The following is a 20,816-nucleotide window of genomic DNA, read 5'->3' on the forward strand; positions in this document are numbered from 1 at the left end:
TGAAAAGCTAAAAACTTTCAAAATAGTCCTTTAAAACCTAACTTTAATAAAACATCATGCAAACCGTAAAATTGGCTGTAGATTCGATTAAGACTGAAATTTTGTGCGGTTATAAAAACCCCACTAAACAGGTGCAAATTCTGCGTATGGAAACTACAGTTCAGGGTTATTTTGAACGGGTTATTTTTCCAGGGGAATATTGCTTATTTGTCGGAGAATCTAATCAGGATTTGGAGGTTTATTCTAGTGGAGATCCCACCCGAATCGAACTAGAAAAAATCCCCTGTGATACATTAAAAGTTGAAGAAACCGAATAATTCCCTAACTTCGTAGTGAGGCGTTTACGCCTCAATTCTTACTCAAAGATAAAGAGGAGGCGTGAACGCCTCACTACGCGGAAATGGAGTTATATTACAACAGTTGGTATTTTGAACGAGCAAATTGATATAATTTTCGCCAGATTAAACGGTTGGTTAAGACTACTAATAATGACATCACAGCCGTAGAAGCAAACAACAGAGGATAGTTACCTGTTTCTGTTGCTTGAGAAATTAGTGATCCTAACCCTGGTGTGATTAAAGTTTGGTTTTGAAACTGAACATATTCGCTAACAATACTGGCATTCCACGCCCCACCAACGGCCGTAATCATCCCTGTAATTAAATAGGGAAAAATTCCGGGTAAAATCACAGTTTGCCATCGCAGCACTAACGAGAGTTTATAAATACTAGCTGCTTCAAATAACTCTGAGGGAATTGCCTGCGCCCCGGCAATTACATTAAATAAGATATACCACATTGTTCCTAACATCATCAGCGCCACAGAACCGATTTGTAAACCTCCTCCTAAACGCGCTAAAAATAGTAATAAGACGGGAAATAAAGCTGTTGCTGGAACTGATGCAGCAATTTGAACTAAGGGTTGTAAAGTTTGGGCTAGTCGAGGATTTCGGCCAATAGCAACTCCCACAGGTACAGTCCATAATAAGGATAAAAATAAGGCGATAATAACCCGTAAAGCGGTTAAAATAGCTCCGGTAATCACTTGTTTCCAGTCTTGAAAATCTAGTTTTTGTAATAATATAACTCCTTCCCAAGTTCCCCATAAAACCATAAATCCAAACCCAGTTAAAAATATCCGACTCCACCAATTTTGATCGGATTTTGATGGTAAAACTGGGGTGGAGGTGGGATTAGCTTTGACGATGCGCTGAGAAATTTTATCTGACCAAAGCTGCCCAAAACGTTCGGTTACAATTCGCCAAGTAGGAGAACGTCGCAGGAAATCTAATACAATTGATTGGGGAATATTTTGGGATTCAACGGTTTCTAACTTGAATTTTTCTGCCCAAGCAATTAATGGTTTCCAGACCAAAAAATCTAGAAGAATAATAATTCCAATTAAAACTGCTACTCCCCAAGCAATAGCAATAAAATCACCTTGATCAGAAGCCTGAGCTAAAAATGATCCTAAACCGGGAAGGCGAAAACTGCGATCGCCTAAGGTAAAGGATTCAATTGCCATCAAAAAAAACCATCCTCCGGCAACGGACATCACACTATTCCAAACTAATCCTAAGATTCCCGATGGTAATTCCACTGACCAAAACCGTTGCCAAGAATTGAGATGATAGACTTTTGCTACTTCCAATAATTCTTTAGGAATACTCGATAAAGATTGATAGAAACTAAAGACTAAATTCCAAGTCATTCCCGTAAAAATTAACAGAATAGCTGCCAGTTCAATTCCAATTCTTTGACCGGGAAACAGGGCAATTAAAGCGAGTACAACCCCAGGTAAAAATGATAAAACTGGAATGGATTGTAAAATATCTAATAAGGGAATTAAAACTTTAGCCGCCAAGGGAAAACGATAAGCAGAATAGGCATAAACTAAACTAAAAATTAAGGATAAAAAATAAGCTACTCCCATCCTTAATAATGTTTGGGCGGCATAACTTGGAAGTTGATCTAAATCAGTGGAGATGATGACATCGGGTTGATAGTCTCCGGTTAATTGGGAAGCCGTGCGAACAATTACTAAAAGTACAGTAATAACTGCTAGAATTAATAAGCCATCTTGCCATGTTAAACGAGAGCGATCTAAGGTTTGATTTTTAGGGGTAAGAGAACGAGTCATATAGTTTATACCTCCGGTGTTGTTGAACTAAAATCAGATGTTTCTAAAAAGATTTCTCCACTGGGTTCATCATAGGCATAAAGTTCTGCATAACGTCCCCAGTCAATGGCTGTATTTAACTGTCGTTGCGCTTCTTTAGGACTAAAATGATTATTCAGAACATCTAAGACTAAATCTTCGGGAATACGACGATTTTGTTTAGATTGACAAAGGGTATAGATTTGTTGAACTAGGCGAATATGACTCAGTAATTGTTGACGAATAATTTGTTTTCGCTGGTCAATATTTCCCTGAATAAACTCTAGGGCGATTGGTTTTAGGTTAAAATCTCCTTCTCGAATTTCGATTAAATCCATAAATTTTGCGGCTTCTAAAATGGGGAGTAAATCATCAACATCCAGTTGCAGTTCTTGCCCTAAACGATATAAATCAGGATTTTGTCGATCTTCTAAAAGTTCTAATAAACCCGCAATAGAACCAATGCGGACGTAGGGTAAAGATTGATATTTATTCAGAGTATTTTTAACGGTTGTTTGAGGTTCTATGGTTTCTAATTCTGGGTTGGTGAGAATTTTATAAACTTGATCGACTAAGGCTTGGAAACTTGCACTTTTGCGATCGCGATAATGACTTAATTTAATTGATAAATTTGCCCGAATTCGCCCAGGATTTCTACCTAAAACAATTACCCGATCTGCTAAGGTGATCGCTTCTTCAATCCCATGAGTTACAATTAAAATTGCTTGGGTAGGAATACGTTTTTCTAACCACAAATCTAACAGTTCAATTCGCAAGTTTTCTGCGGTTAAAACATCTAAAGCGGAGAAAGGTTCATCCATACATAATAATTCCGGTTCAACGGCTAAAGCCCTAGCAAATCCAACCCGTTGTCGCATTCCCCCTGATAGTTCTTTGGGATAAGCATTTTCAAATCCATCTAAACCAATAATATCGATCATTTTTAGGGCTTTTTGTTGTCGCCAGTCTACAGGAAATCCCCCGGCTTTTAATCCTAATTCGACATTTTCTAAAACCGTTAACCAAGGGTAAAGGGCAAAACTTTGGAAGACAATTGCTACCCCGGGATTAATTCCAATTAATGGTTTTCCATGACAGAGGACTTGTCCTTGGGTTGGATAAATTAACCCGGCAATTATTCGCATTAAGGTGGATTTTCCTGAACCAGAAGGCCCTAATAAAGCGATGATTTCGCCCCGGCGCAATTCTAAGTTAATGTTATTGAGAATCGGAATTTCTTGACCATTGGGCTGTTGATAGGATTTACCAACGCCTTTGAGGATCATTAAAGGTTCTGTTTTGGAATCACTCATAGTCGGTTCTCAATAATTCTTCTTCAATCTGCTTCTATTGTGCTATTTTTGTTAACCAGAGAGTCATTTTAACATGAATTATGACCCAGCAAAAATATATTTTTAAGTTAATAATAGGTTAAGTCCATTCGCTATTTTTGTTTGGCTATATGAATAATAAAAATTAGCAATAGATCGCTTATTCTTCTAAATCATAAGATTCTTCTAATTCTAAATCTAAAGACAACTGTGCTTCTAATGATTCTAATTTTACATCTTCTCGCTTTGAAACATAATCAACTAATTTAATCCAGTCGATCTGGTTATTTTTCATAAAATAACGCATAAATTCTTGCGTCATTTCGTTAATTTTAGCTGAATAAGTTGCTTTGAAAATTTCATCTTTTTTCTTTGCTTCTATATCAATGGGTACAATCATCTCTTGGTATAAATTATCATCTTCTGAGATAAAATTCCAAAAATCTTGGCCCGCATATTTAAAATATACTTTATCTGGATCTTGATTCGCTTTTAAAGGGTTTTTATCTTTTCCATACATACAACCATTCACAGCAACAATTTCCTGAGTTATTCCTCGTTCTCTTAAAATCATTCTGGCTTTTTTAAAGTTATCTTTCATTCGATTAATTTGATCGGAATTACCCCAGCTTATTCCTGATTTAATCCCAACAATATAATAAATTCCTCCTCTCTCAAATTCCAAATCAATACTATTAAGAGTTGATTTAACTCCTCCGTATAGTGTTTCTGAGATATATATAGCAAAACCTTCTAATAAATTTCCGAAAATTGTTTCTTCTTGGGAAGATAGAAAAGCATCGACAATACTCTTTACAAATTCTCCTGCCAATTCAATATTTTTAGCCTTAAACAAATAAGGATTTTTACGCTTAATAATATCTCTAATCTGAAGTTGTCTCAACTTTTCAAATCGTTTGTCATAGAAGGGGTTTAAAATATTCTCAATTAGATATTTAGAATAAATTTGATGATTCGATTCGCTCATGGCTATATTATTAACTTCTTGTGTTTGATTGATACAATTAAAACTTTGATTTTGACAATTAAATAGGGTTTTTTCTATATTAATTAAAGCCCCCTGATAATATTCTTCTTTAATCTCAATACCAATATAACGTCTACCTAACTCTTTCGCTACCATCGCAGTTGTTCCCGAACCCAAAAAGGGATCAAAAACCGTATCTCCTGGTTCTGTAAATAATTGAATAAACCATGAAGGCAGAGATTTAGGAAATGTAGCACTGTGACTTTTATTGCTGCATTCCGTTGCTAAATGTAAAACATTGGTAGGATAAACCATTGTCCGTCCCAACCAATTAGATACATTTTTGCCAAATCCACTTTCGACCTTAGAATTATCCCGTATTTGATCAATTTCACTCAAATTTTTTAAGCGAGTTTTAGCCCAATCTCCCATAGGAACCATAACCCTTTCTTGATACATTTTGAATTTTTTCTGCTTATTGAACTGTAGACAACGTTCCCAAGCATCACGAAAACGATTAGGCCATTTACCAGGATAGCTATTCTTTTTGTGCCAAATATATTCTTCTGTCCATAACCATCCTTGTTGTTGCATTTCTAAAATTAACTTAATAACGTAGTTATGCCTTTCTCCATTAACAACTTTTTCTTTGATATTAATAATAAATGTTCCATCTTCTTTTAAAACTCTGTACAGTTGTTTAGAAATGGGAAGAAACCATTGAACATAATCATCTGGATTAATCCCGCCATAGGTTTTCTTCCGGCTATCTGCATAGGGAGGAGATGTTACAATCAGATCTACTATATTAGAAGGAATTTTCTGCAAAACCTTCGAGCAATCACCTAAAATAATTGTGTTGTGCCAATTTTTTTCAGAGGTAATTATATCCTGCTGATTGGGATTTGATATTAGTTTGAATTCTAAAGGGTGAATACTCAATTTAACTTTCCTCGCAGGTTGGCTTTCTTCCAAAGAAGCGATCGCTTTTTCTAAATCAAACTCTATCAGTTGTGCTGATCTCGAATCAATTTGTTAAGAAAAGAAAGAAGGAGCCCGGTCGGGCTCACTACGGTTTAACGGCGTCTTCTGCTGCCACTTCCCGAGTATGAACGACTGCGGGAACCACTGCCGAAACTGGGTTTGCGTTGTTGGGTGGAACCTTTATTTGGGGAGGTGCGTAAATCCGTTGACCCGAACCCAGAACCCGTTGAACGGCTGGAATTGGGGGAGGTGGAACGCTTACCGGAGGAATTTGGGTTGGAGTTGCGAATATTTCCGGTGGTGCGGAGGGTGGTACTATTTTTTACCGCCGCTGGGGGGCTATTGTATCGAGTCCGATAGTCGTTGACGGCTTGATTATAATTGGAACCGTAACCGCCATATCCGGTCATCATACCGCCGGATTGATACATCGGAGGTACATAATAGCGGGGGGAAAATAAGCTATTAGCGATCGCACTTCCGGCGAAAGATGCGGCAAAAGGTGTCCAGAAACTCGATTCTTGTCGCACGACAACGGTTTGCGGTTGACCTGTGGCGGGGTTGGTTTGAGTTTCGGTAACGTTATGAACATATTCAATCCGAAAGTCTTCGGTTAAATACAAAACGGGTTGATCATTGGTAATATTTAAGGTACTTTTTTCTCCCGCTTTAATTTGTTCCTCGCTTAATTGCGCCATTTGTAAATCCGTTGTCCGGTAGGTGGCAGATTTCCCCGCCGGAGTATTTAATAACATTAGGGTGTACTCCCCATCGACGTCATTATATTGGGCTTGCTGAACGGGATATTTACCCTCAATAACTTGATTTTGGGGCGCCGACGTGGTGCGAGTGGATTGTTGGGTATTCGATGAAGTAGTTGCAGACCCACAAGCAACTGTTGTCCAACAAAATGTTACCGAAATCAACAGAATTAAGAATTTTTTCCACATAAACCAATTAACTTTTTTCAACATTTATATCTCCTATTCTAACAAGAAAAATCTGAATTGGTCACTGTTTTTTGATTTTAATATCAACCGATACTATTCCTTAAAGGGGAATCAGTTCGGGAAAGTTCTCTAATAATTGATCACGGGTTAATTCATCTCCTAAAACAGCCGGGGAAAAATGCACTTGAATCCCTCGGAGTCTGTGTTGATAATGCAGATTAATAATTGCTTTTAATCCATTATTCATCGCCTCCAAACTTGCTAAATCCGTTTCTAAATCGGGAACTTCTCCTTCACTTACTATTGTAATCATCACAATTAAATTGTGGGTAATTGGTATAGATAGGTATTGACTTTCATCCAGGGGTTGAGATAAATCCGGCTGGCTTAAATACCGTTGGCCTGAATCCGTGAACAGTTCGTTAAAGTAGTCCGCCGCTTCTCCCTCACTCCAGACCACATCCCCTTCGTTGGAGCCTGAGAGCCAATAGGTGTCATACTGAAGCAGACTTTCGCAGACTTCTACTAACGCCTCTCCTGTTACCTGCAAGTCTCCCTCTGCATCAATGGTATTTCTAGCTGCTCGGTTAAGTACCCCTAATAGCGGGGCGACCTGATCACCCCCTAAATGCAGAAACAAACGACTGACGACAAATCGGGTTTTCCCCATCATCCGATTAAAGCGATCGCCTAAAGCAGCCATAGTTTGACTTCTCCCTAATTATTTGTGATTCAATCAGCTTATCATTTTAAGATATCCTATTGTTAGCCATCGGGTTTTGATTTTAAGCTGACAATACTCTTTAATATTAATACAAATGAACTCAGATACTTCTCCAACTGTTTCTCCGCACCAAAAGCTAAATTTATCGACAAAATTAGCTTTTGGTGCGGGGGATTTAGGCCCAGCAATTACTGCTAATATTTCTGTATTTTTTGTTTTGGTTTTTCTGACTAATGTTGCGGGTTTATCTGCCGGATTAGCCGGAAGTGTATTAATGGTGGGAAAAATTTGGGATGCGATTAATGATCCGATTGTGGGAGTATTAAGCGATCGCACAGTTCACCCTTGGGGAAGGCGTTATCCTTGGATGGTTTTTGGTGCAGTTCCCTTTGGGATTCTGTTCTTTTTACAGTGGATTGTTCCGAGTAATAATCAATGGTTTTTATTTGGGTATTATGTGATTATTGGGATTTTATTTAATACCGCTTACACCGCCGTTAATTTACCTTATACTGCCCTAACTCCCGAATTAACATCAGATTATAACGAACGTACCAGTCTCAATAGTTTTCGCTTTTCTTTTTCTATCAGTGGTAGTATTTTTTCCTTGATTTTAGCACAAATTATTTTTAGTTTGTTTCCCGATTCTCCCTATCAAAAATATTTAATTTTAGGGGCAGTTTGTGCGATTATATCGGTTCTTCCTCTGTTTTGGTGTTTCTTGGGTACCAGAAAGCGAGTATTGTCGGGAAATTTAGTCGCAGACAATCAGGATAATTCCGATAGTATTCCCATTACTGAACAAATCAGAATTGCCTTGAGTAATCGACCATTTTTATTAGTGATTGGAATTTATCTTTGTTCCTGGTTAGGAGTTCAACTCACTGCTTCAATTTTACCCTATTTTGTAGTCAATTGGATGCAGATGCCGGAAGCAACTTTTCCCCAGGTGGCAATTGCAGTTCAAGGAACAGCTTTAGTAATGTTATTTGTCTGGAGTTCTATCAGTAAACGCTATGGGAAAAAGTCAGTTTATTTTATGGGAATGGGAGTATGGATTATTGCCCAAGCGGGTTTATTTTTCCTCCAACCTGGACAGGTTGGCTTAATGTATATTCTAGCAATTCTAGCCGGATGCGGGGTCTCAACAGCCTATTTAGTTCCCTGGTCAATGATTCCCGATGTCATTGATTTAGATGAATTAAATACTGGACAAAGACGGGAAGGAGTTTTCTATTCTTTCATGGTTTTATTACAAAAAATTGGGTTAGCCGTTGGCTTATTTTTAGTCGGACAAGCCTTAGATATTGCTGGATTTATTTCCACAGTTCCCGGTCAACCCGCCCCCATTCAACCGGACTCGGCTCTGTTAGCCGTGCGGTTTGCTATTGGCCCTTTACCAACTATTGTCCTAATTATTGGGATGATTTTTACTTTTTTATATCCGATCACAAAAGAGGTTCACACCGATATTTTACTACAACTTAGCGAGAAAAAACGGCAGGAAAATCTCCATTAAAACCTGGGTACAGATATTATAGCAACCGCCAAGGCAGTTAGGACACCAGACGGATCTTGGAACCCAGACGGTGAAGTATTTTCCCCCAGATCCGGCGTTCCCTCCCCCCTAGCCCCCCGTGCACCGGAGGTTTGGGGGGCTGTTCCGGTGTTCCCTGCTATAACTAAAATGTCTCTACTTACAATTTTTCAATTATCAGATAATGTGGTAATATAATAGATAAGTAATATTAATAAAGCCACTGAGTCCTAGCCATCACTAACCCCAGTTTAAAATCCATGCAACTGACTTCAACCTGCGATTATTTACAATTATCTCCCGCCGCCCTAGCATTAATGGCAGACTTTTTTAAAGTGTTATCAGAAGTAAGTCGCTTACAAATTATTTGCTGTTTAAAATCTGGAGCTAAAAATGTTACCCAAATTATTGAAGCCACCGGGTTAGGACAGGCAAATGTTTCTAAACATTTAAAACTTTTAGCCCAAGCTGGAATTGTGACTCGCACCCAACAAGGGGTTAGTGTTTATTATGAAATTGCTAATCCACTTTTATTTGAAGTTTGTGATTTAGTCTGTGAATCTCTAGTTGCTCAAATGCAGCAACAAAACCAACAGTTAGAGCAACTTCGAGCCATTAAATCTGCTGTTTAGTTTATTTTTTTAATCGGAATAAAGGATAATATTCATGTTCGGGATGGTTTTCTAAATGACGAAAAACCTTAATATAACGCCAATAACCAATTTTTTCCGATAAATAAACCGCGAAAATAATCCACTCCGGTTTAAAGAACGTATAAGTCCGGTTTTTAGTTAAATAGCCTAAATCTAAGGATAAATTAAAATCCGACATCGCCTTATTAATAAACCCCGCATGACGAGCTTCATCTCTAGCTAATAAATGAAACGCTTCTGATAATAAAGGGTTGCGATTTCTCCTGTTTTTAGTCTTAGGAAAAATTTAATCTTATTTATCCATAAAACCCATCCAAATATTAGCAAAATTTATTTCCCTGAACTCAACCACAAAGCTAATTTAGAGAAAGACTTAAACTTTTATTATGGAGAACATTGGCCAGATAATATTACCGCTTCTCCCGCCGCCCAAGCTTATGTTTCCCGACTTCGTGAACTTTCTTTAGAAATATTGCCTTTTTATTTGATACCCATACTCCAGCCCAACATAAACAAAGATTATCCCAGGCGATTTAATTGCTAGATTGTCCAGAATCCAGTAAGGTGGTTTATACCACCTTTATTGTTGAGGATTTTATTGGATCTATGACTTATTTTTGGTTTAAATCCTTTCATATCATCGGAATGGTTGTCTGGTTTGCGGGTTTATTTTATTTGGTGAGATTATTTGTTTATCACGCCGAAGCCGAAGACAAACCCGAGCCCGCCCGCAGCATTTTAAAAGAACAATATGAATTGATGGAAAAGCGTCTTTATGGGATTATTACAACCCCCGGAATGGTGGTAACGGTGGTGATGGCGATCGCCCTTTTAATTACACAACCCAGTCTTTTACAAGATATGTGGCTGCATATCAAATTAGGATTAGTTGCGGTTTTAGTCGCCTATCATTTTTATTGTGGTCGAATTATGCGACAATTAGCCACAAATAAAATTATATTCACCAGTCAACAATTCCGCAGTTTAAATGAAGTCCCAACGGTACTTTTATTGGTGATTGTTTTACTAGCAGTATTCAAAAATAATTTACCCATAAATACAGCTATTGCTGTGACGGGTAGTTTTATTGTAGGGATGATTGTTTTCTTTCAACTCTATGCCTTCCATAGACAAAAAAACACCCAGCAAGTTGTTAGTCAGTAAGCCGATAGTCAACTAAACTACCCACACTTCTCTACGAGTAAGTGTAGGTAGTTCAAAACCACAAAATCCCGAACACAAGCCAAATTCTCGCGTTCAGGATGAAATTAATTGAATCTTCCGTATTTTAACTGATTATTCGGCTGCGGTTGCTAACCCTTCCGTTGCCCCTTTTGTCCGGCGACGAGTTAAGGTATTGAATAACATTTGACCAATAGCTTTAACTAAATTCCCCTCTAATTCGTTGAACATTTTCATGTTCATCCCAAACGCATCATTGGCTTCATCAACAATGCAAGTTGCCATTTCTTGGTCAATATCAACGCTATCCATTTGTTGACGATAATTGACCTTAAACGCTTTTTCGTCGGGAATATCATTAAACTCGTAAAACTGAGTTCCTTGTCCATCCTGTAAGTTCATCGCATTTTGAGCAATTCCCTTAAGAATTTGCCCCCCGGACAAATCCCCTAAATAGCGAGTATACAGATGTGCAATTAACAATTCGGGTTCAGAATTGGAGATTTCTCGAATTCGAGCAACATAGGCTTTTGTTGTTTCAGAAGATTGTACTTCTTCTTTCCAATTTGCACCATGATAAAAGTATAAATCCTGCTCTAAACTTTGTTTGCGATTCAGTTCAGGAAAATACAATTTAGATAAAATTGGATGGTTACGGTGGCGCTCCATTTCTTCTTCCATTGCGGAGTAAACAAAATAGAGATTACCCACCAATTTCCGGTAAGACGTTTTTTCTACCGTACCCTTTAAAAAGCACTTGATAAAACCAACGTTTTCCGCCATTGTGTGAGACTTCTTCGTGCCTTCTCGCAGTTGGGTTGCTAAGTTAACGCTCATACTAAAATTTTAATCCCAAAGCTAAATTCAACAAATAGGCGTCTTACTAATCACAGCACCTAGAAAAACCACCTAATTTTTGATATTAAACTAATTTCATCATAAATGGTGTTAAGAATTGTCACATTCACCCATGATACCAACCAGCCGGTTAGATTTCTAACCTCTTTGTGTCTTTGAGTCTTTGTGGTTCAATTAATCTTGACCCCTCACCTACAATTTAATTAAACTCACAGCTATTTTACCACGAAAACACACTTCTACATCCGTTCCCACTTCATAAAGGCGATCACTATAATTTCCATGATAATGAAAATAATCCCCTTCTATTCTATAATTAATCGGCAAAGATTCAGTTCCTAATTTACAAAATACCATATCTGGGTCAGGGTCTTCCGGTTCCAAATAGGGAAAATTAACATTCCAAAAATACCCCTGTTGCGGAGGATGTTTCATTAATTCATTTAACACCAAACTTGCCCAACGGGTTGCCGTTTTCCAATTTACGGGTTTTCCTTTTTTACGATATTGGGATAAAGCTATCCCAGGAATTCCTTGAATTGCTGCTTCCCTAACTGCCGCCACCGTCCCAGAAATATAAACATCAACCCCCATATTTCCCCCCGAATTAATCCCCGAAATTACCCAACTTAAATCAGGACAAAGATGGGACACCGCTAACCGAATACAATCGGCGGGAGTTCCCCCAATTGCATATTCAATTTCTGAACGTTTTTCTACCTTAATTCCTTGATTGGTCGTCACTTGATGCCCACATTGAGAATATTCTTTTTCAGGAGCAATCCAGATTTTTTCCCCAGAAATTGCCTCCCCTAACGCTTTAATTCCGGGTGCATCAATACCATCATCATTTGTTAATACTATTTTCATTTTTTTTAAGGGAATAGGGAACACGGATTTAAGAGGATTTCACGGATTTTAATCTGTGTTAATCTGCGTAATCCGTTTAATCCGTGTTCAGATTTCACGGATTTTAATCTGTGTTAATCTGCGTAATCCGTTTAATCCGTGATAGGTAATGGGTAATAGAAAGAGTTTAGGTTAAAATGCTGCCTCCCATAATCTTAATATAACGACGATTTAATTCATCCCGCATTAAAGGTAAACCCTGTAACTTTGGATCTTTTTCTAATACCTTTTGGGCGGCATCCCTAGCTAATTGTAACACCTCCTGATCCTCGACTAAACTCGCTAAAGCAAAATCCGGTAAACCCGACTGACGAGTACCCAAAACCTGTCCTGGCCCCCGCAATTGTAAATCCATTTCTGCAATCAAAAACCCATCCTGAGATTGTTCCAAAACCTGTAACCGTTGTCGCGCTTCCGGGGTAGAACCTCCTAACATTAATAAACAATAGGATTTATCTTTTCCACGACCCACCCTACCCCGTAATTGATGCACCTGAGATAATCCAAATCGTTCTGCATTTTCAATTAACATCACCGTGGCATTGGGAACATCAACCCCCACTTCCACCACCGTTGTTGACACCAGAATTTGGGTTTCTCTATCCCGAAATAGAGTAATAGCTTGATCTTTTTCCGCGCTACTCATTCGACCATGGAGCAACCCAATTTTAAACTCAGGAAAAATCTTAGACTGTAATTTTTGATGTTCCTCCACCGCCGATTTAACATCTAATTTTTCCGATTCTTCAATTAACGGTAACACCACATAAACCTGTCTGCCTTTTGCTACCTCGCGCTGAATTAAATCATAGGCATCCCGTCGTTGTTTTCCGTTTAAAATTGTAGTTTGAATTGGTTGGCGACCGGGGGGAAGTTCATCAATTTGACTCACATCTAAATCCCCATGTAAGGTTAAGGCTAATGTTCGGGGAATGGGCGTTGCTGTCATGGTTAAAACGTGGGGAGATTCTCCTTTTTGTTGTAATCTAGCTCGTTGTTGAACTCCAAACCGATGTTGTTCATCTATCACTACTAACCCCAAACGATGAAAATTAACCTGATCTTGAATTAAGGCATGGGTTCCGACTAAAACAGGCAATTCTCCCGTTTCTAAATGGGCATGAATTTGACGTCGTTTGCCAGCTTTTGTTGAACCTGTTAATAATTCTACAGGTAGGTGCATTAAATTAAACCACTCGACTAATTTTCGATAATGTTGTTCGGCTAAAACTTCCGTCGGGGCCATTAATGCGGCTTGATATCCGGCTTGAATTGCCGCTAACATTGCCACCACCGCCACTACAGTTTTCCCTGCTCCTACATCCCCTTGAACTAATCTATTCATCGGTTCAGGAGAATATAAATCTTGGAGAATTTCTTGAATTACCCGATTTTGAGCATTGGTTAATTGAAAGGGTAACATCTGATGAAATTCATCAATTAATTTTCCCTTGGGTGCTAAAACTGCACTGGTTTCAACCTGTTTCTGCTGTTGTCTCCGGGTTAATAATCCTAACTGTAAATAGAAAAATTCATCAAACACTAACCGCCGTCTCGCCGCCGATAAACAATCTCGGTCTGGAGGAAAATGGATATTCTCAATGGCATTAGTTAACCCAATTAATTGATATTGATTTAATACTTCTTCGGGTAACGCATCTGCCAATTGTTTCGCCGCAGGTAAAGCTGCAATTACCGCTTTTCTAACTACATCCGCCCCGACTCCATCCGATAACGGATACACAGGCAAAAGTCGCCCGATTTTCATTGATTCAATTTGCCCCCCGGCATCATCTAAAACTTCTAATTCCGGGTTATCTAAGGTAATTCCATATTGATTTTTTTTGACTAAACCTGATGCTGCAATTAACGCCCCGGTTGCATAATTATTTTTTTGTTGATGTTGCCAACCTTTACTACTATATCTATTTCCAGCATAAAATCGACTAATTTTAAGCTGTCCGGTATTATCGCTTAATACTAATTCTAATATGGTTAATTTTTTATTCCGAGGACTACTAAAACAATTACACCGTTTTACCTGAGCAATTAAGGTGACGGTTTCCCCAGGTTCTAGTTCATTAATTTTGACCTGTCGGGCGTAGTCAATATGATCCCTGGGATAATAATACAGTAAATCAAATACGGTTAAAACCCCTAATTTTGCCACGCGATCGCTATTTCTAGGCCCGATAATTTTTTCTAAGGATTGTTCTAAGGATAGATTAACAACCTTTGCCTGTTCTGTAATCCCAGTTGTCTTTGCAACTGTTTGTTGATTTTGCTTTTGATCTTGTTCCGTTTCCCGAATTTTCGATACCTGATTCCGACAATCAAACAACCTTTGTAATTGCAGCAAAAACCGTCTCGTATCCGCAATTAAATGTTGGCGGTCTTCTAATTTTAATTCAGGATAACGCAAAAATTCCTCCGCCAAATCTTGACACCGTTGTTGGGTCTCCGGTGGTGCATTTTCAAACAATTCCTTTAAACTCACATAAAAAAATTCATGGAATTTATATTGACTACCCTGCAAATTTGTAAAACCCCGTTCTGCTTCAACGCACAACGCTTTACTAAATCTCCACCAGTCCGGTTGATAAGATTTCATCTTAATCTAACTTCCTAATTACCCTGTATTTGTGACTCACCACAACCTATTATAATATACAGTATTGTCAGCACCACAGAGATTTACTTAGCTTTTCTTTAACCTTCCTACTCAGCTTTTTAATAATAGGAATTAAATCAAATTTTTCCGGGGGTTGACAATAACAAATCCATTTTGCTATAATTTTAGCAAATGCTGTATGCAGAAGTATGTCTATACACTTGACTTTTTAGTCAATTAAAGATAAAACCCTTTATCTATAGGATTACAGACTTTGATGAATTTTCCGCCCCTGAGTTTTTGGGCAGAATTGAGGAAAATTTTAAACAAGGTTGACACGGATTAATTTTAGGTGCTATAACTTAGGTATGTGCTGGTGGGTGTCGTGCGTACCTACTCTTGATTTTTTAGTCAACTAAAAGCCATACAACCCAACCTATAAGCATTTCAGGCATTTCTCAATCCTCATACCAACTAGCTCGCCAAGCTGATTCTGCCTGAAGTATAGCCCTCTCGCGTAACTTTTTTTGATAGTCCCGACGGATATTAGTAAACTGTCCCGATAAATGGCGGAGTTGGTGACGTCGCGCCATCACATTAGCATCAGCAAACTCAATTTCCCCCAAGCGCAGATGAATAGCCGTTAACTTTGTCATGATCGAGGTTTGGGGCTCGTCATCATCCTCCGTCTCAATCATGATCTGGAGTAGATTCGCTGGCCCAGCCACCATATCGCTGGAAGCATCAGCCTTAGAAGCCACTTCCAGAATAGCTTGGGGTAATTTTTTCGGTAACAGTCCAAACCGTTGTAACTGCAAGTTGGCATCCTTAGATAGCAATTTCAACAGTCGGACAATTCCGGTTTCAATCCCATCTTGCCAAGAGAATAAACGCTCAGGGGTTAACGGTTTTGGAGTCTGAGAAACCTGCAAATTTTCCTCTGGCTGTTCCTCCTCCGGTTCAGAGGTAAAATCATCATCTAAATCCTCAAGTTCAAAATCAGCCGGAGCTTGCAGAGACTCGCATAAATCCGTCTGCATTTGTCGGGCTAAATTTCTTAGCCCCTGTTGTAATTTTTGTCGTTGTGAAACCGATAACTCTAAAAATACTTGAGGATAGATTTGAGTGCAGAGATGATAACTTGCCAAAATCAATTGTTGACGTACTCCTTGCCCCAGAGCAACCAAATACACCTCATAGGCGTGATGAAACTCTTGGGCAATTTTAGCGATCGCATCTTCCAAAGCAGCGATATCCTGATCAACGCGATTTATTGATCCAGCCATAAAGGAATTAGGAATTACGAATTAGGAATTAAAAATGAATGAACTCCGATCATAATTAAAATTTGATCTGATCGGAGTCTTAACTATTAATTAACTTCAGAAATAACCTAGGCTTTACCCATTTGTTCGGCGACTTCATCCGCAAAATTCTTTTCTTCCTTCTCCAAGCCTTCACCCAAAACAAAACGAGCAAAGCGACGAATTTTAATATTTTCGCCTAACAGAGAAATACTTTGTTTCACCAACTCCGCCACCGTAATATCTTGATTGCGAATGTAAGGTTGATCAACTAAGGATAGCTCTTGAAGACGCTTATCAATTCGTCCTTGAACAATTTTTTCCTTAATATTATCGGGTTTATTTCCTAAATCATCCCGCTTCATTTCAATCTCTTTTTCCTTAGCGGTAATGCTGGCGGGAATATCATCAATAGAAACATATTCCACATTAGGACAAGCCGCAATTTGCATGGCAATATTATTCACTAATGCCTTAAATTCCTCCCGACGCGCCACAAAGTCGGTTTCGCAGTTGACTTCCACAATTACCCCCACCCGTCCGCCAGTGTGAATATAACTTCCCACCAAGCCTTCGGTAGCACTGCGAGAGCTCTTTTTATCCGCAGAAGTAATACCCTTTTGACGTAACCATTCGATAGACTTCGTGATATCCCCATCATTTTGAATCAGGGCGTTCTTACAGTCCATCATCCCCGCGCCAGTTTTATCGCGCAGTTCCTTAACCACTTTTGCTGAGATTTCCGCCATCTTTTCCTCAGATTTGTTTTATGTTTACCTATCGCCATCACTCATCTGTTAAAAAAAATTATAACAAATGAATCTAAATGTTTTTCATGATTACTTCCCAGGAGTCCCCATCGGATAATTTAGCTTAAACCTGTCCTGAAAAAAGACTCCTGAGAAATATTTTAGGTCTTATTCTTCCGACTCCGAATCAGAATCTAAATCGCCGATATCTTCAACTTCTTCATCTTCTTCATATTCGGCTTCGTAATCATAATCTTCTTCAGCTATTTCTGCACCTTGACCATGACGCCCTTCATAAATTGCGTCGGCTAACTTACCAACAATCAACTTAATTGAACGAATAGCATCATCATTGGCGGGAATATGAATATCTGCCAAATCAGGATCACAATTAGTATCTAATAAAGATACAATCGGAATATCTAATTTCCGACATTCCATCACCGCATTATATTCCCGGCGTTGGTCAACTAAAATTACCACATCAGGAACACGACGCATGGCTTTAATTCCGCCTAAATACTTCCGTAATTTCGTCAATTCTCGACGTAAAACCGAAGCTTCTTTTTTAGGAAGATAATCAAAATAACCACTAGACTCGCGGTCTTCCAAAGTTTTCAGACGGTCAACCCGGGTTTTAATCGTCGCCCAGTTGGTCAGCATTCCCCCCAACCAACGTTGGTTGACATAATATCCACCACAACGGGCGGCTTCGCTGGCGATAATTCCAGCGGCTTGGCGTTTAGTTCCGACAAACAGAAACTTTTTCCCATCTTCGGAGGAACTTCTGACATAATCATAGGCCTCCTCCATCAGTTCTGCGGTTTGAACTAAATCAATAATATGAACCCCGTTACGCTCCGTGTAGATATAGGGAGACATTTTCGGATTCCAACGGCGGGTCTGATGTCCAAAGTGAACTCCAGACTCCAGCATTTCTGCCAAACTAATAACGGCCATTCGTCATAACTCCTATATTCGGGTTAATCCTCCATCCAGGCGTATCAGCTAAGGGTTTAAACCCTAGAAACACCCGAATCCCTGGATGTGTGATTTTTAGACAACCCTTCCACTATACCACGTCTTGAGTTATCTGTAGATTAGTTCACAGGTAATTCATTCCTAAAAATTCCAGTTGCAACTACTTGTTCAACTATATTTGGATAAAATTTCTGAGCAATTTCAGGAAATTTACCCGCAGCAAGATATCCACCCCAGCAATGAAGCAAGCAAATATCATGTTTCTGCTTCGGCATAGATTGTTGGAGCATAGATGAAGCTTTAAATTGGGACAATTCATGTATTTCAGAAAGTATCTCAACGGATTTATTCTCTATCCTCGATATAGCATCTATTGGGGAAATATTGTATATACAAGGAAGGCTTTGAACAGAGAATTGTGCCTTATTAATAGCTCTAATTAGAGCTAACTGATCTTGCTTTTTGAATTTTAGCCACTCCCGATTCCATAACTCAAATAAAGACTGAGTTTGGGTGGTGTTTCTCCAAAGAATTACTCCACTATTAAAGTGAGTTGTACTTTCTGGCAAATATTGTAAGGTGTAATTCTTCTCTTCTTCCGAAATATGATCGCACAATCCCAATGTTGGAACTAGGTCAACCACCATACACATATCTCCATAATCAAGATAATCCCACAGGTCGGAAATAGGTTTGAAGGGAAGAATATCCGCGTCCAGAAAAAGTGTTTCCTGATATGGACTAAAGGTTGATAGACGTGTCTTGATGTCCCTAGATGAAAATGAACCGCTATCATTTATCTCACTGAGATCAATAAATCTAGAACTAATTTCGTACTTTTCCAGAGGGAGAATTTTCAGTAATGGATGATCAGAGATGATAGTGATAGGTATCGTTGGTTCTATTTGACGAAGGACAATCGCACTGATTAAAGTTGCTTCCAGATATATAGCATTTCCTGTTGCACAATAGATAACTCCTCTATTTTTCATATAAAAACCTGTGAAAATTGTTGGTTAAATTTTGTTACTTTATGTTACTTGGTTTTCAGCTAATTTAGCAAAACAAAATATTAATTTTCATGTAAAGAAATATTTTCTAAAACACTCTTAGTAATACTTGTTTCTGCTCTTGTGTAAATATAGGTTTCTGGGTTGGTAATATTGTGAGTTTTGAATACTTTTTCTGCTCGTTGCCAAAAATCTGTATCTTCACCATAAGCAATATTATCAAATCCTTTTAATTCAAAAAATACTTTACGTTTACCGAAAAATGTGGGGCCTAAAACACATTCTTTTAAATTAATGGTTTTTCCGGGTTTATAATAATCAGCTACTATAATATCTTCCTCAGAAAAGAATCCGCCTTGTATTAAATCAATTTCAGGATGAGATTTTAGATAGTTAAAACGAGATTCTATATGATTAGCTGCATAGGTATCATCACTATCTAAAAATGTGATATAGGGGCTAAAGGAGGCTTGGATACCCACATTTTTAGAGTAGGCTAATTTGCGGTTTTTGTGTTTCAAATAACGAATATTTTGAGTTTTTTGTAAATAGGGATTGACTATTTCAAAAGTCTGATCATTGCTACCATCATCAACTACTAACAATTCCCAATTTTGAAAGGTTTGATCAATCACACTATCAAGACATTGACTTAAATATTTGGCTCGATTGTATGTACATAAAATAATACTAACTTCGGGTTGGATATCAAAATTAATCGGACTCATGGTAATTTATAAATGGTGAATTTAGATGGTGAATTTTATTTCTGGGCTACGATACAGGTAGCTACAGGATAATCTGGATGATATGCGTCTAATTCTGCGGTTGTTAGTTCTTCAGTGACGATGCCATGATAACTAGCAATAACAGTAATAGGATTACCATAAATATAGAGCTTTTGGTGAGAGAAATTTCTAAACATCCAAGCAAAAGCATCAGGTAAAGGCCGCCAATAGTCCATTGGTGTAGCATGAATTCTAATGGAACTGGGAACCATTGCAAAACATTTTCCTCCAGGTTTTAGCCAGGTATAGATATTTTCTACTACTTGCCAGGGTGCGTAACAATGTTCGAGAACATTAAATATTACGATGGAATCAAAGGACTCAGGTTTAATCATAGATGTATCGTGAGCATCACCCACTATATCTATTCCTAAACCGGGTTCTATATTCATAATTTGATAGGATGTACCAGGATTAACTTCATAGAAATCCTTATCTTTGGGGATGCCTCCTATTTCTAAGATATTCCCAGAAATTTGCGTTTGAATTTCCTGTAAATATTTGCTAAGATAATATCTATCTACGGGTGTACCCCTAGTTAAACCAAATGCTTGACAAATAGGAACAGCCTTTTTTAAATCACCCCAATCTATAGAATTTGTAGCGGGAGATAGCAACCCCAGTTTTTCTAAATGTTCGACTAAATTACTAAATTCTTCTAGGGTATTAATGGATGCTAAATCATCTTTTAATTGATAGTTAGAAAATAATTGTGTCAGAACTTGGTAATTTTCTTGACTAATATCGCCAAGTTCAAATAACATTTCTTTTTCAATAAAGCTGCGAAATCCTTTACCAAAAATTGTAATTTTTCCATCGGCTAAAAATACTATGGCATTTTCAATCAGATGTTGATATTGCTCTAGCTCCTCAGTCAGTTTCTCTGCTACTGAAGCTGATTTAATTTGTTCAAATATTAGGTAAGCTTTTTCTAAAGAATGTTCGTGAACAAATATTTCTAATATTGTTAACCACGATTTAGCCGTAATAATTTCTGCTGTGCGCTGACTCCAAGCAAAAATAGCATACAGTTGGGAATCTTCTATTTTTAAAAAAGCATTACTTACATAAGTTTTAATCATACAATTTTTTTTGATTTT

Annotated in this window: 19 protein-coding genes and 1 pseudogene; 5 read left to right on the forward strand and 15 right to left on the reverse strand. The window is 38.1% G+C overall.

The genetic code is table 11. From position 1 onward, the window contains the following. The first annotated feature begins 56 nt into the window (after positions 1-56). Positions 57-317, forward strand: a complete 261-nt coding sequence (locus NMG88_RS18835; protein WP_042155985.1) for a DUF1830 domain-containing protein — start codon at positions 57-59, stop codon at positions 315-317. A gap of 94 nt (positions 318-411) precedes the next feature. Here the strand turns inward: NMG88_RS18835 and NMG88_RS18840 are convergent, their stop codons facing one another. From NMG88_RS18840 to NMG88_RS18860, 5 genes are all read right to left on the reverse strand, one after another. Beyond that, positions 412-2,139: an ABC transporter permease gene (locus NMG88_RS18840; RefSeq protein WP_227351145.1), complete on the reverse strand. Its 1,728-nt coding sequence runs from the start codon at positions 2,137-2,139 to the stop codon at positions 412-414. Between the two features lie 5 nt (positions 2,140-2,144). Continuing rightward, on the reverse strand, positions 2,145-3,470 hold the full coding sequence (locus NMG88_RS18845) for an ABC transporter ATP-binding protein (protein ID WP_042155986.1): 1,326 nt from the start codon (positions 3,468-3,470) through the stop codon (positions 2,145-2,147). Positions 3,471-3,648: 178 nt separating this feature from the next. Further along, the gene (locus NMG88_RS18850) at positions 3,649-5,304 is read right to left on the reverse strand and encodes a PmeII family type II restriction endonuclease (protein ID WP_227351147.1); all 1,656 of its coding nucleotides are present in this window, start codon (positions 5,302-5,304) and stop codon (positions 3,649-3,651) included. 248 nt (positions 5,305-5,552) lie between these two features. Further along, on the reverse strand, positions 5,553-6,434 hold the full coding sequence (locus NMG88_RS18855) for a hypothetical protein (RefSeq protein ID WP_227351148.1): 882 nt from the start codon (positions 6,432-6,434) through the stop codon (positions 5,553-5,555). A gap of 76 nt (positions 6,435-6,510) precedes the next feature. Beyond that, entirely contained in the window at positions 6,511-7,113 is a 603-nt protein-coding gene (locus NMG88_RS18860) for a DUF1517 domain-containing protein (RefSeq protein WP_254035700.1), read from the reverse strand. Positions 7,114-7,228: 115 nt separating this feature from the next. Here NMG88_RS18860 and NMG88_RS18865 point away from each other — a divergent pair, with 115 nt between their 5' ends. Together NMG88_RS18865 and NMG88_RS18870 are read left to right on the forward strand one after the other, a co-directional pair. Continuing rightward, positions 7,229-8,653 (forward strand): MFS transporter, encoded by a 1,425-nt coding sequence (locus tag NMG88_RS18865; protein WP_042155990.1) that lies wholly within the window; start codon positions 7,229-7,231, stop codon positions 8,651-8,653. Positions 8,654-8,931: 278 nt separating this feature from the next. Continuing rightward, the gene (locus NMG88_RS18870; protein WP_042155991.1) at positions 8,932-9,303 is read left to right on the forward strand and encodes an ArsR/SmtB family transcription factor; all 372 of its coding nucleotides are present in this window, start codon (positions 8,932-8,934) and stop codon (positions 9,301-9,303) included. 13 nt (positions 9,304-9,316) lie between these two features. On the opposite strand, the pseudogene NMG88_RS18875 reads toward NMG88_RS18870, so the two are convergent. Then, a pseudogene (locus NMG88_RS18875) lies at positions 9,317-9,580 on the reverse strand (ferritin family protein); the annotation flags it as partial. Between the two features lie 42 nt (positions 9,581-9,622). Here NMG88_RS18875 and NMG88_RS18880 point away from each other — a divergent pair. Then, the gene (locus NMG88_RS18880; RefSeq protein ID WP_278047064.1) at positions 9,623-9,868 is read left to right on the forward strand and encodes a biliverdin-producing heme oxygenase; all 246 of its coding nucleotides are present in this window, start codon (positions 9,623-9,625) and stop codon (positions 9,866-9,868) included. After that, positions 9,862-10,488 (forward strand): protoporphyrinogen oxidase HemJ, encoded by a 627-nt coding sequence (gene hemJ, locus NMG88_RS18885; RefSeq protein WP_320056766.1) that lies wholly within the window; start codon positions 9,862-9,864, stop codon positions 10,486-10,488. The genes NMG88_RS18880 and hemJ overlap by 7 nt, the downstream gene beginning before the upstream one ends. Before the next feature lie 132 nt (positions 10,489-10,620). Here hemJ and NMG88_RS18890 read toward each other — a convergent pair whose 3' ends face one another. From NMG88_RS18890 to NMG88_RS18930, 9 genes are all read right to left on the reverse strand, one after another. Then, complete coding sequence (locus NMG88_RS18890; protein WP_042155994.1) at positions 10,621-11,343, reverse strand: biliverdin-producing heme oxygenase; 723 nt, start codon at positions 11,341-11,343, stop codon at positions 10,621-10,623. A gap of 213 nt (positions 11,344-11,556) precedes the next feature. Continuing rightward, positions 11,557-12,234, reverse strand: a complete 678-nt coding sequence (gene surE, locus NMG88_RS18895) for a 5'/3'-nucleotidase SurE (RefSeq protein WP_042157811.1) — start codon at positions 12,232-12,234, stop codon at positions 11,557-11,559. Between the two features lie 166 nt (positions 12,235-12,400). Beyond that, on the reverse strand, positions 12,401-14,884 hold the full coding sequence (gene recG, locus NMG88_RS18900) for an ATP-dependent DNA helicase RecG (RefSeq protein WP_042155996.1): 2,484 nt from the start codon (positions 14,882-14,884) through the stop codon (positions 12,401-12,403). Between the two features lie 458 nt (positions 14,885-15,342). Next, on the reverse strand, positions 15,343-16,170 hold the full coding sequence (locus tag NMG88_RS18905; RefSeq protein ID WP_214560939.1) for a hypothetical protein: 828 nt from the start codon (positions 16,168-16,170) through the stop codon (positions 15,343-15,345). Positions 16,171-16,277: 107 nt separating this feature from the next. After that, positions 16,278-16,937, reverse strand: a complete 660-nt coding sequence (tsf, locus tag NMG88_RS18910; protein ID WP_042156000.1) for a translation elongation factor Ts — start codon at positions 16,935-16,937, stop codon at positions 16,278-16,280. A 168-nt stretch (positions 16,938-17,105) separates the two neighbouring features. Then, positions 17,106-17,897 (reverse strand): 30S ribosomal protein S2, encoded by a 792-nt coding sequence (rpsB, locus tag NMG88_RS18915; RefSeq protein WP_026785796.1) that lies wholly within the window; start codon positions 17,895-17,897, stop codon positions 17,106-17,108. 140 nt (positions 17,898-18,037) lie between these two features. Continuing rightward, the gene (locus tag NMG88_RS18920) at positions 18,038-18,910 is read right to left on the reverse strand and encodes a glycosyltransferase (RefSeq protein ID WP_254035701.1); all 873 of its coding nucleotides are present in this window, start codon (positions 18,908-18,910) and stop codon (positions 18,038-18,040) included. An 80-nt stretch (positions 18,911-18,990) separates the two neighbouring features. Further along, a complete protein-coding gene (locus NMG88_RS18925) occupies positions 18,991-19,656 on the reverse strand; it encodes a glycosyltransferase family 2 protein (RefSeq protein WP_235751936.1) in 666 nt (221 codons plus the stop codon). Positions 19,657-19,691: 35 nt separating this feature from the next. After that, positions 19,692-20,798, reverse strand: a complete 1,107-nt coding sequence (locus NMG88_RS18930; RefSeq protein WP_235751937.1) for a methyltransferase domain-containing protein — start codon at positions 20,796-20,798, stop codon at positions 19,692-19,694. Positions 20,799-20,816: the final 18 nt, after the last annotated feature.

It is taken from the genome of Planktothrix agardhii, from assembly GCF_904830935.1.
In the GTDB taxonomy this organism is placed as follows: Bacteria; Cyanobacteriota; Cyanobacteriia; order Cyanobacteriales; family Microcoleaceae; genus Planktothrix; species Planktothrix agardhii.